Origin of the sequence: Mycobacterium sherrisii, assembly GCF_002102355.1 — a bacterium.
GTDB classification, from domain to species: Bacteria; Actinomycetota; Actinomycetes; order Mycobacteriales; family Mycobacteriaceae; genus Mycobacterium; species Mycobacterium sherrisii.
The window spans coordinates 13009-29628 of the sequence record NZ_LQPT01000111.1 but is presented as its reverse complement, the minus strand read 5'-3'; the positions used below and the strand labels follow the sequence as shown (position 1 = coordinate 29628).

Here is a 16620-nt window from a genome sequence, read left to right as displayed (position 1 = left end):
TCGTGATGTCATGCCGGTATGTCGTTGACCTGGGATGCCGAGGCGAGCGCGGTGCTGACGCCGGGCGCGCGCGGCGTGATCCGCATCCTCGGCGGCCCGGGCACCGGAAAGAGCAGCTTGCTCGTCGACGCCGCGATCGCGCGGGTCGCCGCCGGCGCAGACCCGGAATCGGTTCTGCTGCTTACCGGCTCGGGACGGATCGGGACGCGGGAACGCAGCGCGTTGACGATGGCGGTGCTGCGAGCGACCGATGCGAGCCGGTCGGCGCTCCGCGAACCGTTGGTCCGCAGCGTGCACGGCTACGCCTACGCGGTCTTGCGCCGCGCGGCCGAGCGCGCCGGTGACGCGCCGCCCCGACTGGTCACCAGCGCCGAACAGGATGCGATCATCCGGGAGTTGCTGGCCGGAGACCTCGAAGACGGCGCCACCCGGTGGCCGGCCCAGCTGCGGCCCGCGCTGAGCACCACGGCGTTCGCTAGCGAACTGCGAAACCTGTTGGCGCGCTGCGCCGAACGTGGGGTAGATCCGCAGAAGTTGCAGCGGCTCGGCCGGTTTGCCCGGCGGCCGGAATGGACGGCGGCGGGTCGATTCGCGCAACAGTACGAGCAGGTGATGCTGCTGCGCGCGGCGGTGGGAACCGCGGCGCCGCAGGCGACGACGCCGGCGATGGGTGCGGCCGAACTCGTCGGCGCCGCCCTGGAAGCTTTCGCGGTCGACCCGGAGTTGCTGGCCGCCGAGCGTGCCCGGATCCGGGTTTTGCTGGTCGACGACGCGCAGCAACTCGACCCGCAGGCGGCCCGCCTGGTCCGGGCGCTGGCGGCCGGTAGCGAATTGGCGCTGCTGGCCGGGGATCGAAATCAAGCCGTGTTCGGCTTCCGGGGTGGCGAGCCGGCCGGGCTGCTTGACGGCGATACGCCCGCGGTGACGCTGGCCGAATCGCATCGGTGTGCGCCCGCGGTGGCGCGTGCCGTCAGCGCCGTCGCGCAACGACTTCCGGGCAGTAGTGCGGGCAGACAGGTCAACGGCACCGGCGCGGAGGAAGGGTCGCTCACCGTGCGCCTGGCGGCGTCGCTGCATGCGGAGGCCGCGTTGATCGCCGACACGCTGCGGCGGGCTCACCTCGTCGACGACGTGCCGTGGTCGCAGATGGCGGTGATCGTGCGGTCGGTGCCGCGTGCCGGCGCCCGGCTGCCCAGGGCGCTGGCGGCCGCCGGGGTGCCGGTGGCCGCACCGGCCGTCAACGGGTCGCTGGCCGAGGAACCGGCCGTCCGGGCGATGCTCACGGTGCTGGAAGCGACCGCCGACCGGCTCGACGGTGACCAGGCGCTGGAGCTGCTGAGTGGACCAATCGGCCGGGTAGACCCGGTATCGCTGCGCCAGCTGCGCCGGGCGTTGCTACGTGACCGATCCGCGGACGCATCAGCAACTTTCGGGGACCTGGTGGCCGCCGCGCTGCGGGCCGAGTCGCCCCCGCGTGCGGGTTCGCGCGCCCTGAAACGGGTACGCGCGGTGCTTGAGGCGGCCGCGCGCTGTCACGCCGACGGTCAAGATCCGCGCTACACGCTGTGGGCGGCGTGGCAGCGGTCCGGTCTGCAGCGCCGCTGGCTGGCCGCCAGCGAGCGAGGTGGCGCGGCGGGCGCTCAGGCCACCCGCGACCTCGACGCGGCGACCGCGTTGTTCGACGTCACCGACCAGTACGTGTCCCGCACCCCCGGGGCGTCGCTGCGCGGTCTGATCGAACATGTCGCGGCGCTGCAGGTGCCGGGCGCGACGACCGAGCCCGCGGCGGCGTCGGAGCAGGTCCGGGTGCTCAGCGCGCACGCGGCGCTGGGGCACGAGTGGGACCTGGTGGTGATCGCCGGTCTGCAGGATGGGTTGTGGCCCAACACCGTTCCGCGCGGAGGTGTGCTGGCCACCCAACGATTGCTCGACGTGGTCGACGGGGTATCCGCGGACGCATCGGTACGGGCGCCGCTGCTCGCCGAGGAACGCAAGTTGCTGCTCGCCGCGATGGGGCGGGCCCGACGGCGATTGCTGATCACCGCCGTCGACAGTGACGCCGGTGGTGCCGACAACGGAGCCGCGCTGCCATCGCCTTTCTTCTTCGAGGTCGCCCAGTGGGCCAGTGCCGACGCGGAAGAGGCTGCGGTTCCGCCGGTTTCGTCGCCGCGCGTGCTGTCGTCGCCAGCGCTTGTCGGTCGGTTGCGCGGCGTCGTCTGCGCCCCGCCCGGCGCCGTCGACGACGACGCGAGACGTTGTGCCGCAACACAATTGGCCAGGTTGGCGAAGGCCGGTGTGCCGGGCGCCGACCCCTCCGCCTGGCACGGGCTGACCGAGGTCAGCACCAGCGCTCCGCTCGCCGATGCCGGTGCTGCCGTCACCCTGACGCCGTCGACGCTGCAGACGCTCAGCGACTGCCCGCTGCGCTGGCTGGTCGAGCGGCACGGCGGAACCAACCCGCGCGAGCTGCGGTCCACTCTCGGATCGGTGCTGCACGCGGTGATCGCCGAACCGGGCAGAACCGAATCCGAGATGGTCGCGGAGTTGGAACGGGCTTGGCAGCACCTGCCTTTCGAGGCCCGTTGGCATTCGCGGAACGAGCTGGCCCGGCACCGCGCCATGATTTCGGCGTTCGTCGAGTGGCGTACCCAGACGCGTGGCGAGTTGCGGGAGGTCGGCGTCGAGGTGGACGTCGACGGGGCCCTGCAGACACCGCGTGAGGGAGGCGGGGAGGTCCGGTTGCGCGGCCGCGTCGACCGGCTGGAACGCGACGCGGCCGGGCGGCTGGTCATCGTGGACGTCAAGACCGGCAAATCGCCCGTCAGCAAGGACGATGCACAACAGCACGCCCAGCTGGCGATGTATCAGTTGGGCGTGGCCGACGGCCTGATGGCGGACAGTGCGCCCGATACCGAGCCAGGTGGCGCCCGGCTGGTCTACCTGGGCAAGACCGGGTCGAGCGGGGCCACCGTGCGTGAGCAGGACCCCCTGACGCCGGCCGCCCGGGACGCGTGGCGCGAATTGGTCAAGCGGGCCGCCGACGCCACCGCCGGCCCGCAGTTCGTCGCCCGGCGCAACGAGGGTTGCCCGCATTGCCCGCTGCGCCCGTCCTGCCCCGCCCATCTCGAAGGGAGCCCGTGATGACCCTGCGTCCGCGTTATAGTCCGACCGAATTAGCTTCGGCGCTAGGGCTTTTCCCGCCCACCGAGGAGCAGGCCGCCGTGATCGCCGCGCCGCCGGGCCCGCTGGTGGTTATCGCGGGAGCGGGGGCAGGTAAGACCGAGACGATGGCGGCGCGGGTGGTGTGGCTGATCGCCAACGGTTACGCCGATCCCGGCCAGGTGCTGGGATTGACGTTCACGCGCAAGGCCGCCGGTCAGCTGTTGCGCCGGGTCCGTTCCCGGCTGGCCCGGCTGGCCGGCATCGGCCTGGGGGCCCTGGGGTCGCTCGACACCGGCGCGGCGCCGACCGTCAGCACCTATCACGCGTTCGCGGGATCGCTGCTGCGTGACTACGGCCTGTTACTGCCGGTCGAGCCCGACACCCGGTTGCTCAGCGAAACCGAGCTCTGGCAGCTGGCCTTCGACGTGGTCAACCGCTACGACGGACAGCTGAGCACCGATAAGACCCCGGCCGCGGTGACCGCGATGGTGCTGCGGCTGTGGGGCCAGCTCACCGAGCACCTGGTCGACACCGACCAGCTACGCGACACCCACCTGGAGTTGGAGCGGCTGGTGCACGCGCTGCCCGCCGGCCCGTACCAGCGCGACCGCGGGCCCAGCCAATGGCTGTTGCGGCTGTTGTCCGCCCAGACCGAGCGCGCCGAACTGGTGCCACTGCTCGACGCATTGCAGGACCGCATGCGCGCCGGGAAGGTACTGGACTTCGGCGGGCAGATGGCGGCGGCCGCCCGGCTCGCGTCGGGCTTCCCGCAGGTCGGTGCCGACCTGCGCAGCCGCTACCGAGTGGTCCTGCTCGACGAATACCAGGACACCGGTCATGCCCAACGCATCGCACTGTCGGCGCTGTTCGGCGGCGGCTCCGGCGTCCAAGACGACGGATTGGCGCTCACCGCCGTCGGCGACCCCATCCAGTCGATCTACGGCTGGCGCGGCGCTTCGGCGACCAACCTGCCGCGGTTCACCACCGACTTCCCGCGCTCCGACGGCACGCCGGCGCCGGTCCTGGAACTGCGCACCAGCTGGCGCAACCCGCCGAGCACCCTGCACATCGCCAACGCTGTTTCGGCGCCGGCGCGGCGCCGGTCGGTGGCCGTGCACGCGCTGCGTCCCCGTCCGAACGCCGCGCCCGGCACGGTCCGGGTCGCGTTGCTGGCCGACGCGCAGGCCGAACGCGACTGGATCGCCGACCACCTGCACGGGCATTACCAGCGGGCGGCGGCCGCCGGCGTCAGCCCGCCGACAGCGGCGGTGCTGGTGCGCCGCAACGCCGATGCCGCACCGATCGCCGAGGCGCTGCGCGCGCGGGGCATCCCGGTCGAGGTGGTCGGGTTGGCCGGCCTGCTGTCCGTCGCCGAGGTCGCCGAACTCGTGGCGATGCTGCGGCTGGTCGCCGATCCCACCGCCGGCGCCGCGGCCATGCGGGTGTTGACCGGCCCGCGCTGGCGGCTGGGTGGGCGAGACCTCGCTGCGCTGTGGCGGCGGGCGCGGGCGCTGTACGCGGGACACCCGGTCGCCGGGTCCTCGGCCCAGGCGATCGCGGAGGCGGCCAGCCCGTCGCGCATCGACGACACTGCATGCTTGGCCGACGCGATCGACGACCCCGGCCCGGCCACCGCGTATTCGGTTGCGGGATATCAACGCATCACCGCGTTGGCGACCGAGCTGACCGCCTTGCGCGGGCACTTGGGGCATTCGCTGCCCGATTTGGTCGCCGAGGTGCGGCGCACGCTGGGACTGGATTGCGAAGTCCGCGCCGCCGCGGGCCACCTCGCCTGGGCCGGCGCTGAGCACCTCGACGCCTTCGCCGACGTGGTTGCCGGGTACGCGGAACGCAACAGCACGGGTGCGTCGGTCCTGGGTCTGCTGGCGTATCTGGACGCGGCCGAGACCGTCGAAAACGGTTTGGCGCCTGCGCCGTTGGCGGCGGCCCGTGACCGCGTGCAGGTGCTCACCGTGCACTCGGCGAAGGGACTGGAATGGGAAGTGGTCGCGGTAGCCCACCTGTCCGGCGGAACGTTTCCGTCGACCGCGTCGCGCAGCAGCTGGCTCACCGATGCGGCCGAATTGCCGCCGCTGCTGCGCGGCGACCGTGCCTCCGCCGGGTCACTGGGCATCCCGGTGCTGGACCTGTCGGACGTCACCAACCGTAAGCAGCTGTCGGACAAGATCTCCGAGCATCGCCGCCAGCTGGGGCAGCGGCGCCTCGACGAGGAGCGCAGGCTGTTGTACGTCGGCATCACCCGGGCCGAGGACACACTGTTGGTCTCCGGTCATCACTGGGGCCCCACCGGGATCAAACCGCGCGGACCGTCCGAATTCCTCTGCGAGCTCAAAGAGATCATCGACCGGTCGACGGCGACCGGCGATCCGTGCGGGGTGGTCGAGCAGTGGGCTCCGCCGCCATCCGATGGAGAGCGAAATCCGCTGCGCGACAAGGTTATCGAAGCAGTATGGCCCGCCGATCCGCTGGCCTCCCGCCGCGCCGACGTCGAGCATGGGGCGGCATTGGTGGCGGCGGCGATGGCCGCCGATGCGCCGCAGGACTGCGTCGATGTCGAGGGCTGGACCGGCGACGTCGACGCGTTGCTGGCCGAGCGTGCGCGGTGCGAGCGGCGGACCGCCCGAGGGCTGCCCAGCCAGCTGTCGGTCAGCGGGCTGGTCGATTTGGCCCGCGACCCCGACGGCGCGGTGCAACGGCTGGTGCATCGGTTGCCGACCCGGCCCGATCCACATGCGTCGTTGGGCAACGCGTTTCATTCCTGGGTGCAGCAGTTCTACGGGACAGAGGCGCTTTTCGACGTGGTCGATCTGCCCGGTGCCGCGGACTCCGGGTTCGGCCACACCGAGGAGCTGGCCGCGCTGCAGCAGGCATTTACCCGATCGCGGTGGGCGGCCCGCACCCCGATAGCCGTCGAGGTGCCCTTCGAGATGCCCATCGCCAACACGGTGGTGCGCGGGCGTATTGACGCCGTCTTTGCCGAACCCGGCGGCGGCGCTACCGTGGTGGACTGGAAGACGGGAGAGCCGCCGCGGGGCCCGGAAGCGATGCGGCAGGCCGCCGTCCAGCTCGCGGTCTACCGCTTGGCGTGGGCCGCGCTGTCCGGATGTGCGGAGTCCTCGGTGCGGACGGCCTTCCACTATGTGCGCACCGGCGTCACGATCACCCCGGACGAACTTCCCGACGCGAACGCGCTGGCCGGGCTTGCCCTGGCGGGCGCGATGACGCCGCAGGTGAGCGATGTCGCGGTCTGAGCCGATCGAGTGTCTGCCCGCCGCGGATCGTGGTTACATTTGATTCGTGCGTGCCCATGCGGCGGGATCAAACCGATGACGGACCAGCGTGGCCAAAGGTAGCTGGCGGCGGCTGCGGCGCCTCGACGAGAGGTTGACCGTCCAGCCCAGTTACGCCCTCGTCGGCGTGCTGCGCATCCCGCAGGGGCATGCCAGCCCCGCCCGGATCATCTCCCGCCGGATAGCGATTGCCGTCGCCGCGTTATTGCTCGGTGCCGTCACCGTGTACCTGGACCGCGACGGCTACCACGACGCACAGGGTGACCGCCTGACGTTTCTGGACTGCCTGTACTACTCGGCGGTGACGCTGTCGACGACCGGTTATGGCGACATCACGCCGATCTCGGAGTTCGCGCGCGCAACCAATGTCTTGATCGTGACGCCGTTGCGCATCGCCTTCCTGATCTTGTTGGTCGGTACCACGCTCGAAGTCGTCACCGAAACATCGCGCCAGGCCTGGAAGATCCAGCGTTGGAGGAGCAGAGTGCGTAACCACACGATCGTGATCGGCTACGGCACCAAGGGCAAGACGGCCGTCGCGGCGATGCTCGCAGACGAGGTGCCCCCGGGAGAGATCGTCGTCGTCGACACCGACCAGCCGGCACTGGACCGTGCCGCTTCCGCCGGCCTGGTCACCGTGCACGGCGATGCCACGAAATCCGATGTGCTGCGGCTGGCGGGTGCCCAGCACGCCGCGTCGATCATCGTCGCCTCCAGCCGGGACGACACCGCGGTGCTGGTGACGCTGACTGCCCGCGAGATCGCCCCCAAGGCCAAGATCGTGGCATCCATCCGCGAGTCCGAAAACCAGCACCTGCTCGAGCAATCGGGCGCGGACTCGGTGGTGGTCTCTTCCGAGACCGCTGGCCGGTTACTGGGCCTGGCCACCACCACCCCCAGTGTCGTGGCGATGATCGAGGATCTGCTCACTCCGCAGGAGGGGCTGGCCATCGCCGAGCGCGAGGTCGACAAGGACGAGATCGGCGGATCGCCGCGCCATTTGCGCGACATCGTCCTCGGCGTGGTGCGAGACGGGCGACTGCTGCGCATCGGGGCGCCCGAGGTGGACGCCATCGAGGCCAGCGACCGGCTTCTCTACGTCCGAAACGCGGAAAGCTAGTGGATTTTCAGCTGCGCAGCGTCCCGCTGCTCTCGCGCGTCGGCGCGGACCGGGCCGATCAATTGCGCACCGACGTCGACGCGGCTACCGCCGGATGGGCGACCGCCGCACTGCTGCGGGTGGATTCGCGCAACCAGGTGCTGGTCGCCAACGGCCGGGTGGTGCTCGGCGCCGCAGCCGAACTGGGCGAAAAACCCCCGACGGACGCGGTTTTCCTTGGCCGCATCGACGACGGCCGACACGTCTGGGCGATCCGGGGCGCCCTGCAAGCGCCCGAAGACCCCGACCTGAAAACCGAGGTCGTCAACCTGCGCAGCCTCGGCCCGATCTTCGATGACACCAGCAGCCAGCTGGTGTCATCGGCCGTCGCGTTGCTGAATTGGCATGAGCGAGCACGGTTCAGCGCGATCGACGGAGCGCCGACCAAGCCGGCCAGGGCGGGCTGGTCGCGCGTCAACCCGATCACCGGGCACGAGGAGTTTCCGCGCATCGACCCGGCAATCATCTGCCTGGTCCATGACGGCCGCGATCGCGCGGTGCTGGCCCGCCAGGCGGTGTGGCCGGAGCGGATGTTCTCGCTCTTGGCCGGATTCGTCGAAGCCGGCGAGTCTTTCGAGGTCTGCGTGGCACGGGAGATCCGCGAGGAGATCGGCCTGAACGTGCGCGACGTCCGCTACCTGGGCAGCCAGCCGTGGCCGTTTCCGCGGTCGCTGATGGTGGGGTTCCATGCTCTGGGCGACCCCGACGAGGAGTTCTCGTTCAATGACGGTGAGATCGCCGAGGCGGCGTGGTTCACCCGCGACGAGGTACGCGCCGCCCTGGCGGCCGGTGACTGGGGCAGTTCCTCGGAGTCGAAACTGCTTTTGCCCGGGTCGATTTCGATTGCACGGGTGATCATCGAGTCCTGGGCGGCACTGGACTAGGCGCGAACCGCCTCAGCCGTTCACCGCGGCCAGCTTCGCCTTGACCTCGGCGGCGCTGGGGTTGGTCAGGGTCGACCCGTCGGCGAACTTCACCGTGGGCACCGTCCGGTTGCCGCCGTTGACCGAACCGACGAACTCCGCGGCCGCCGGGTCGTGTTCGATGTCGACCGCCTCGTAGGGGATGCCGTTGGACTTGAGCACGGTCATGAGCCGGTGGCAGTAGCCACACCATGACGTCGTGTAAACGGTGATCGGAGCGTTGCTCATAAGTCGATAACGTAGCCGGGCGGCGATGCGTTCCACGCCAGGGCCTCGGCCACGGCGCCGATTTTGCGGGTCGGCGTGGCGACACGCCGGGTTTGTCGGCCACCGCTGCCAAGATGGACGCCATGCCGGTGGTGGCCGACCCGTTGATCGCGGGACTGGATGACGAGCAGCGCGAGGCCGTGCTCGCGCCGCGCGGGCCGGTGTGTGTCCTGGCCGGCGCCGGAACGGGCAAGACCCGCACCATCACCCATCGCATCGCCCAACTGGTGGCGAACGGGCACGTCGCGGCCGGCCAAGTCCTTGCGGTCACCTTCACCCAGCGCGCGGCGGGGGAGATGCGATCTCGGCTGCGCACGTTGGGTGCCGCCACGCAGAACGCGGCGGGCGTGGGCGCCGTGCAGGCCCTGACCTTTCACTCGGCCGCACACCGCCAGCTGCGCTACTTCTGGCCGCGGGTGGTCGGTGACACGGGCTGGCAGCTGTTGGATACCAAATTCGCCGTCGTCGCCAGGGCGGCCAGCCGCATCAGGCTCAACGTCAGCACCGACGACGTGCGTGACCTGGCCGGGGAGATCGAGTGGGCCAAGGCATCGCTCATCGGGCCCGAGGCGTATCCGGCCGCGGTGGCCGCCGCGGCCCGAGACATTCCGCTGGACGCCGGCAAGATCGCCGAGGTTTACACCGCCTACGAGGCCCTCAAGGTGCGCGACGAAGCGGTGACGCTGCTCGACTTCGACGACCTATTGCTGCACACCGCGGCGGCGATCGAGAACGACGTCGCCGTCGCCGAGGAGTTCCGCGACCGTTACCGCTGCTTCGTCGTCGACGAGTACCAGGACGTCACGCCGTTGCAGCAGCGCGTGCTGTCGGCGTGGCTGGGCGATCGGGACGACCTGACGGTCGTCGGCGACGCCAACCAGACCATCTACTCGTTCACCGGGGCTTCGCCGCGTTTCCTGCTCGACTTCTCGCGGCAGTTTCCCGACGCCACGGTGGTGCGCCTGGAACGCGACTACCGCTCCACGCCGCAGGTCGTCTCGCTGGCCAACCAGGTGATCGCCGCGGCGCGCGGGCGCGTCGCGGGCAGCAAGCTGCAATTGTCCGGCCAGCGGCCCCCGGGCCCGGCGCCGACATTTCACGAGCACCCGGACGAAACCGCCGAGGCCGCCGCGGTGGCCCAGAGGATCGGCGGGCTGATCGAGTCCGGCACCCCGCCGTCGGAGATCGCGGTGCTTTACCGCGTCAACGCCCAATCCGAGATCTACGAGGAGGCGCTGACCGAGGCCAACATCGCCTACCAGGTTCGCGGCGGCGAGGGATTTTTCACCCGCCAGGAGATCAAGCAGGCGATGGCGGCCCTGCACCGCGCGGCCGAGCGCGCGGGCGACAACCCGGTCAAGGCGCCGCTGCCCGACCTGGTCCGCGCCCTCCTCGAACCGCTCGGGCTGACGGCCGACGAACCGGTCGGCACCCGGGCGCGTGAGCGCTGGGAGGCGTTGAGCGCCCTGGCGGAACTGGTCGTCGACGAGGTGGCGCAGCGGCCCGAGCTGGACCTGCGCGGGCTGGTGGCCGAGCTGCGGATCCGGGCCGATGCGCGGCATCCGCCGGTCGTCCAGGGCGTCACCTTGGCGTCGTTGCACGCCGCCAAGGGGCTCGAGTGGGATGCGGTGTTCCTGGTCGGATTGGCCGACGGCACCCTGCCCATCTCGCACGCCTTGGCGCACGGGCCCGAGAGCGAACCGGTGGAGGAAGAGCGCCGTCTCCTTTACGTCGGAATCACCAGGGCCCGAGTGCATTTGGCGCTCAGTTGGGCGTTGTCGCGCAGCCCGGGCGGCCGGCAGAGCCGCAAACCGTCGCGGTTCCTCAACGGCATCGCGCCGCAGGCCGGTGTGGCGGCGGGGCCCGGCAAACCCCGGCGCAAACCGGGCGCTTCGCGGTGCCGGATCTGCAACAGCAACCTGACCACCCCGGCGGCTGTCATGCTGCGTCGTTGCGAGACGTGCAGCGCCGACATCGACGAGAAGTTGCTGTTGCGGCTCAAGGAGTGGCGGCTTGAGGTCGCCAAGGAGCAGAAGGTGCCCGCCTTCGTCGTGTTCACCGACAACACCCTGATCGCCATTGCCGAGCTGCTGCCCGACGACGAGGCCGCGCTGATCGCGATCCCGGGCATCGGCGCGCGCAAGCTCGAGCAATACGGCGCCGACGTGCTGCAGTTGGTGCATGACCGTTAGGCGCGAACGCGCAGGTCAGAAAATCGGTTGTCAGCGTCGGCTGCTAGCATCTACCCTCGTATTCGCGTTTACGCTGTCGAATGCCCAAAAGGAGGTGGCCGCGATGATCAACGACACGTTCGGACTCGCCGTGGCCGCCGCGCTGCCCGCGGGCACCTTCCACGCCGCCCACGCCGCCGCCGTACCGGCGGCCGGTGCTAAGCATCGCGCCGCCGCGACTGACGCGTCCGTGGATCGGAGACGTACGTAACCGCTACGTAACCGCCCACTAATGGCCACGGACCCGAAGTCAAGGATCCGTGGCCGTCGTTTTGGGACTGAGTAATCAAGCCCGCAACCTGGTCCGGATCACCAAGAGGACACCCAACCAGGAAGCAGGTGAGCAGGACATGTCGATACCGACAGTCCCCAGACAACCGCAGCCGGTGTTGCCATGTCACGCCGGCGATCCCGATCTCTGGTTCGCCGAGACCCCGGCCGACCTGGAGCGCGCCAAGACGCTGTGCGCGGACTGCCCGGTGCGGCGGCAATGCCTGACGGCGGCGCTAGACCGCGCCGAACCGTGGGGAGTCTGGGGCGGCGAGATTTTCGAGCGCGGCGCGGTCGTGAGCTACAAACGCCCACGCGGACGTCCGCGCAAGGCCACGGTCGCGGCCTAGAGGGCGGCGGCGTCGGGTTCGGCGAAGCCGGGAACCAGCTCTTCGGACAGCTTTTTGATCGGCACCCGAGCGTCCAGCTGGCACAAAATCGCCGCCACCGACATGATCACCCGCATCGGGATCACCAGCTTGGGGGGCAGGTCCATCTGCCGGGCCGTCCTGATCTGCGACACCGATCGGTCGATCTCGATGGTGGACATCTTCTGCAGCCACTTGCGGGTGTAGTGAAACACTTCGACCTCGACCGGCTCGACGTACTGGCGCAGCATGTCGTCGATGTCGCGCACCGACACCTGCTGGCCCTTCTGGATGAACCCGGCCTTCTCCATCGTCGGCAGCAACAGGTCGTAGTTCTTCTCGCGGGCCAGCCGAATGGTCATTCCGAGCTCGACCGGAAAACCCCCGGGCATCGGCGCGACGGCGCCGAAGTCGATGACGGCCATCCGGCCGTCGGGCAGCAGCATGAAGTTGCCCGGGTGCGCATCGCCGTGCAGCATCCCCAGCCGGCGCGGCGCGTCGAAGGTGAGCTCGAGCAGCCGGGTGCCGATCAGGTCGCGCTGCTCGCAGGTCCCGTCGCGGATGATCTCGGCCATCGGTACGCCCTGAATCCATTCCTGGACAACGACTTTGGGCGCGCTGGCCACCACTCGGGGCACCGCGAAGTGCGGATGGTCGCGGTAGGCCTTGGCGAACGCGCGCTGGTTGTCGGCCTCCAGTCGGTAGTCGAGTTCCATCTCGGTGCGTTCGATCAGCTCGTCGACCACACCTTGGACATCAGCCCCCGGGGCCAGCTGCTTGGCCACCCCGACCAGCCGCTGCATCGTCTTGAGGTCGGCTCGCAGCGCCTCGTCCGCGCCCGGGTACTGAATTTTGACGGCCACCTCGCGGCCGTCCGACCACACCGCCTTGTGCACCTGGCCGATGCTCGCCGAGGCCACCGGGGTGTCGTCGAATTCGCTGAATCGGTCCCGCCACTTGGTGCCCAGCTGCGCGTCGAGCACCCGGTGCACGCGGTCGGCCGGCAGTGGTGGGGCGTCCTTTTGCAGCTTGGTCAGTGCTTCGCGGTACGGCTCGCCGTACTGCTCGGGGATCGCGGCTTCCAACACCGACAGGGCTTGGCCGACCTTCATCGCCCCGCCCTTGAGCTCACCGAGCACGGTGAACAACTGATGGGCGGCCTTCTCCAGCAGCTCGGCCTGGACTTCGTCTTTCGATTTGCCGGTCAGCCGCTTACCGAAGCCGAGCGCGGACCGCGCCGCAAAGCCGACCGGAATGCTGGCCAACCTGGCGTTACGCGCCGCCCTGCCCCGTTTGATGTCTGCCACAACGTCCATCATCCATGTCCATCATCCATGACGGGCCACCCGCCCCGGGGTTGATCTAGGCAACAGTGCGGTGACGAGACGACCGGTGGTCACACGCCGTCCGGGGCCGATCAGCAAGAACACAACGGGTGGCGGGTCCACTGTCGGGCGACGATCGCGCCGGCGCGGAGGTCGAACTCCAGGGTCGCGTTGAGCGCCTGCGGCGGGTCGGTATCCGGTCCGGCGTCGTCCCCGCGCACCGCGGCGATCACCCGGTTCACCTGGCTGAGCGCCAGCGCGGCGGTAGCCAGCAACGTGGCCCGATCGGCCACCCCGACGGTTTCCCGCAGTTGCGCCGCGACCGCGGGCCAGGCGGCGTCGCGGTCGTTGCGGTGCAGGTCGGCGCACCCCAGGCAGCTGGTCACGCCGGGGATGACCAGCGGCCCCACCAGGCCGGTGCCGTCGCGGACCCGCACCGCCAGATGGGCTACGCCCTGGCTGTGCAGGTCGCGCACCATGCGCGGGTCGGCTACCAGGTAGTCGGCCAGCACCACCAGATCCACGGCGGCGCGCGTGACGGCGGCGTGCGGCTGGCTGCTGTGCGCTATCCGGGCCCCGGAACACCGCAGCGCCTCCATCAGCAAGTCCGACAGCGGGCCGCGGCCGTGGATCCGGATGGAGGCCGCCCGCCCGCCGGTTTGCCGGAACCCGCGAGTCACCACCCCGGCGCGCACCAATTGCGCGAGCAGCTGGGTCATGCCGTCGACGTCGGCCAGCCCATGCCCGACGGCTTGGCGATGCAGCTCGGCGAGCGGCAGGGGAGAGCGCATCGCGCGCAGCAGCGCGGCCAGCGTCGCGGCGGCGAGGCCACGGGGTGGGCGCACCAAAACGGCCCGGCGGGGATCCCAGCCGACCTGGACGGCGCCGTCGGGGCGCAACAGCACGGGCATGGCCGGGTCGAGCGCATAGAGCGCGGCGCGCGGCATGTGTCGGACTGTGCCACGGCGCGGGCAACGGTCCGTGCAGTTATCCACAGGGGGGTCAGCCGGGCGGCGCTGTGACGATGATCGTTTGCTGCCCGTTCTTCCACGCGGGCACGGAACCGGCGGCGCTTTCAGTGGTCGGCAGAACCGCCGTCAGCCCCGGGGTCTTCCTCTTCGAGGCGGGCGATCGCCTCGTCGATGCCGGTGGTGTCGCCGCCGACGACCCGGTCGATGAAGCCGGCCGGATCGTCGAGATCGTCGGCGCCGGGCAGCAGATCGGGATGTTGCCAGACGGCATCGCGAGCGTCGGCGCCGACGGCCTCAGTCAGTCGCTCCCACAGTGCCGCGGCCTCGCGCAGCTTGCGGGGCCGCAGCTCCAGGCCGACCAGGGTGGCGAAGGTCTGCTCGGCCGGGCCGCCGCTGGCCCTGCGCCGGCGCAAAGTCTCACTGAGCGCGGCCGTTCCAGGGATCCGATCGCCCAGCGCGGCGGTGACCACGATCTGCACCCAGCCCTCGATGAGCGCGAGCAGGGTCTCGAGTCGTTCCAGCGCCTGAGTCTGCGCCGGGGTGGCCTTCGGCTCGAACACACCCTGCCCGAGCAGGTTTTCGATGGCCGCCGGATCGGCCAGCGACGCGGGGTTGAAATCGCGCGCGAGCTCTTCGATTCCGCTCATGTCGATCTGCATGCCCCGGGCGTAGGCCTCGACGGCACCGAGCAGCTGGCTGGCCAACCAGGGCACGTGACTGAAGAGGCGATGGTGGGCCGCCTCCCGTGCCGCCAGAAACGTCATGATCTCGCTGCGCGGTTGCTCGAGCCCGGCGGCGAATTCCTCCACGGCGTCCGGCATGACGGCCGCCACGCCTTTGGGACCCAGCGGCAGGCCGATGTCGGTCGACGTCAGCACTTCCCGCGACAACCGGCCCAGCGCCTGGCCCAGCTGCGAGCCGAATGCCATGCCGCCCATCTGCGACATCATCGCCATCAGCGGGCCCGCCATGCTCTTGGCCTCCTCCGGCAGCGACTGCGCCCACACCGACGAAATCTGTTGGGCCATCGGGTCGCACAGCCGCTTCCAGGTCGCCAGGGTGTTGTCCACCCAGTCGCTGGGGCTCCAGCCGACCGCCTTGGTGGCGCCGGAGGGCAGCGCCGTGACGCCGTCGAGCCAGGTGTCGGCCAGACGTACCGCGTCGCCGATCGCCGAGTTCGTCGACGCCGGAATGGGAGCGACGAAGCCGATCGAGCTGGACGCGACCTGCCGGGCCAGTTCATAGTTGACGGGCCCCGACTGCCCGCCGGCCGTCATCGTGCCGGCGTTGCTGAACATCTGACCCAGTTGCGTGAAGATTTGGCCTAGGTCACCCATGCTGAAGTCCCCGCTCATGCCGAACGCGCCGAGCGGGTTTGACGCACCCGAGCCGGACTCGGGATCGTTCTTCCCATGCTTGTCGCGCTCGGGGTCTTCTCCGGAGGAGAAGCCGAAGGGCAGGTCAGCCATAACCCCAACGGTACTCACCACGGAACCGGCTGGCGCCATCAGTTGTCACGCTTGTAGCTGAACCGGCGTGCGGCCGGCCCGGTTAGGGTAGCGGCGTGAACAGGCGGATTCTGACCTTGATGGTCGCGCTGGTGCCGATCCTGGTCTTCGGCGTGTTGCTCGCGGTGGTGACGGTGCCGTTTGTTTCCCTGGGGCCGGGGCCCACCTTCGACACCCTGGGTGAGGTCGACGGCAAGCAGGTGGTCGACATCGAGGGCACCCAGACGCATCCGACGACCGGCCACCTCAACATGACGACGGTGTCCCAGCGTGACGAACTGAGCCTGGGCGAGGCGCTGACCCTGTGGTTGTCCGGGCAAGAGCAGCTGGTGCCCCGCGACCTGATCTACCCGCCCGGAAAGTCGCGCGAGGAGGTCGACAAGGCCAACAACGCCGATTTCAAGGACTCCGAGGACAGTGCCGAGTACGCCGCCCTGGGCTACCTGAAGTACGCGCCCGCAATCACCATCGCGAGCGTCACCGACCCCGGACCGTCGGTGGGCAAATTGAAGGTCGGTGATGCTATCGACGCGGTCAACGGCACCCCGGTCGCCAACGTCGAGCAGTTCACCGGACTGCTGAAGAGCACCAAGCCCGGGCAGGTGGTGACGATCGATTACCGGCGCAAAAACGAGCCGGCCGGCGTCACGCAGATCACCTTGGGCACCAACAAGGACCGCGACTACGGCTTCCTGGGTGTCGCGGTCCTCGACGCGCCGTGGGCGCCGTTCTCGGTGGACTTCAACCTCGCCAACGTGGGCGGGCCCTCGGCGGGCCTGATGTTCAGCCTGGCGGTGGTCGACAAGCTCACCACGGGCGATCTGGCCGGTTCGACGTTCATCGCCGGGACGGGCACGATTTCCTCCGATGGCAAGGTCGGCCAGATTGGCGGGATCACGCACAAGATGGTCGCCGCGCACGAGGCCGGCGCCACGGTGTTCCTCGTGCCCGCCAAGAACTGCTACGAGGCGGCTTCGGACAATCCAGACGGCTTGCGCTTGATCAAGGTCGAAACCCTTGCCCAGGCGGTGGAGTCCCTACACGCCATCCAGCAGGGCGGCCAGGCACCGAGTTGCTAGTCCCTCATTTCGCGCACGGCGGTGCGTACAGTTGTGACCGTCCCGG

The 16620-nt window shown here is 70.0% G+C and carries 11 protein-coding genes and 1 pseudogene; 8 read left to right on the top strand and 4 right to left on the bottom strand.

All coding sequences use genetic code 11. From position 1 onward, the window contains the following. Positions 1-18: 18 nt before the first annotated feature. The 4 genes from AWC25_RS23780 to nudC all read left to right on the top strand — a co-directional run bounded on the left by AWC25_RS23780 (position 19) and on the right by nudC (position 8516). Positions 19-3141 carry an ATP-dependent DNA helicase gene (locus AWC25_RS23780; RefSeq protein WP_085167945.1) on the top strand — a complete coding sequence of 1041 codons (3123 nt, stop codon included), beginning with the start codon at positions 19-21 and terminating at the stop codon, positions 3139-3141. Next, complete coding sequence (locus AWC25_RS23775) at positions 3141-6434, top strand: ATP-dependent helicase (protein WP_085167943.1); 3294 nt, start codon at positions 3141-3143, stop codon at positions 6432-6434. Before AWC25_RS23780 ends, AWC25_RS23775 begins: the two co-directional genes overlap by 1 nt. Before the next feature lie 88 nt (positions 6435-6522). Beyond that, entirely contained in the window at positions 6523-7593 is a 1071-nt protein-coding gene (locus tag AWC25_RS23770; protein WP_069402481.1) for a potassium channel family protein, read from the top strand. Then, positions 7593-8516 carry an NAD(+) diphosphatase gene (gene nudC / locus AWC25_RS23765; RefSeq protein WP_085167941.1) on the top strand — a complete coding sequence of 308 codons (924 nt, stop codon included), beginning with the start codon at positions 7593-7595 and terminating at the stop codon, positions 8514-8516. The genes AWC25_RS23770 and nudC overlap by 1 nt, the downstream gene beginning before the upstream one ends. 12 nt (positions 8517-8528) lie before the next feature. Here nudC and mrx1 read toward each other — a convergent pair whose 3' ends face one another. Next, positions 8529-8783, bottom strand: coding sequence for a mycoredoxin Mrx1 (gene mrx1 / locus AWC25_RS23760; protein WP_069402479.1), 255 nt, complete (start codon positions 8781-8783; stop codon positions 8529-8531). A gap of 122 nt (positions 8784-8905) precedes the next feature. Here mrx1 and AWC25_RS23755 point away from each other — a divergent pair, with 122 nt between their 5' ends. The 3 genes from AWC25_RS23755 (at position 8906) to AWC25_RS23750 (ending at position 11673) form a co-directional block, all read left to right on the top strand. Beyond that, positions 8906-11014, top strand: coding sequence for an ATP-dependent DNA helicase UvrD2 (locus AWC25_RS23755; RefSeq protein WP_169717162.1), 2109 nt, complete (start codon positions 8906-8908; stop codon positions 11012-11014). A 103-nt stretch (positions 11015-11117) separates the two neighbouring features. Continuing rightward, on the top strand, positions 11118-11264 hold the full coding sequence (locus tag AWC25_RS27055) for a hypothetical protein (protein WP_169717161.1): 147 nt from the start codon (positions 11118-11120) through the stop codon (positions 11262-11264). Between the two features lie 139 nt (positions 11265-11403). After that, a complete protein-coding gene (locus AWC25_RS23750) occupies positions 11404-11673 on the top strand; it encodes a WhiB family transcriptional regulator (RefSeq protein ID WP_069402503.1) in 270 nt (89 codons plus the stop codon). Here the strand turns inward: AWC25_RS23750 and AWC25_RS23745 are convergent. The 3 genes and pseudogenes from AWC25_RS23745 to AWC25_RS23735 all read right to left on the bottom strand — a co-directional run bounded on the left by AWC25_RS23745 (position 11670) and on the right by AWC25_RS23735 (position 15474). Beyond that, positions 11670-13014 (bottom strand): annotated as a pseudogene (locus tag AWC25_RS23745) (macrolide-binding ATPase MABP-1). The gene AWC25_RS23750 and the pseudogene AWC25_RS23745 sit on opposite strands and share 4 nt — an antisense overlap. Positions 13015-13108: 94 nt before the next feature. Then, positions 13109-13963, bottom strand: coding sequence for a cyclodehydratase (locus tag AWC25_RS23740; protein ID WP_069402477.1), 855 nt, complete (start codon positions 13961-13963; stop codon positions 13109-13111). A gap of 128 nt (positions 13964-14091) precedes the next feature. After that, entirely contained in the window at positions 14092-15474 is a 1383-nt protein-coding gene (locus tag AWC25_RS23735; protein WP_142279020.1) for a zinc-dependent metalloprotease, read from the bottom strand. Positions 15475-15551: 77 nt separating this feature from the next. On the opposite strand from AWC25_RS23735, the gene AWC25_RS23730 reads away from it, so the two are divergent. Beyond that, positions 15552-16574: a YlbL family protein gene (locus AWC25_RS23730; protein ID WP_069402475.1), complete on the top strand. Its 1023-nt coding sequence runs from the start codon at positions 15552-15554 to the stop codon at positions 16572-16574. The last annotated feature ends 46 nt before the right edge of the window (positions 16575-16620 follow it).

Bases quoted from the DNA above. Each gene is read 5' to 3' on its own strand.
- AWC25_RS23780 (WP_085167945.1), top strand. From the start codon at position 19: ATGTCGTTGACCTGGGATGCCGAGGCGAGCGCGGTGCTGACGCCGGGC.
- AWC25_RS23775 (WP_085167943.1), top strand. From the start codon at position 3,141: ATGACCCTGCGTCCGCGTTATAGTCCGACCGAATTAGCTTCGGCGCTA.
- mrx1 (WP_069402479.1), bottom strand. From the start codon at position 8,783: ATGAGCAACGCTCCGATCACCGTTTACACGACGTCATGGTGTGGCTAC.
- AWC25_RS23755 (WP_169717162.1), top strand. From the start codon at position 8,906: ATGCCGGTGGTGGCCGACCCGTTGATCGCGGGACTGGATGACGAGCAG.
- AWC25_RS27055 (WP_169717161.1), top strand. From the start codon at position 11,118: ATGATCAACGACACGTTCGGACTCGCCGTGGCCGCCGCGCTGCCCGCG.
- AWC25_RS23750 (WP_069402503.1), top strand. From the start codon at position 11,404: ATGTCGATACCGACAGTCCCCAGACAACCGCAGCCGGTGTTGCCATGT.
- AWC25_RS23740 (WP_069402477.1), bottom strand. From the start codon at position 13,963: ATGCCGCGCGCCGCGCTCTATGCGCTCGACCCGGCCATGCCCGTGCTG.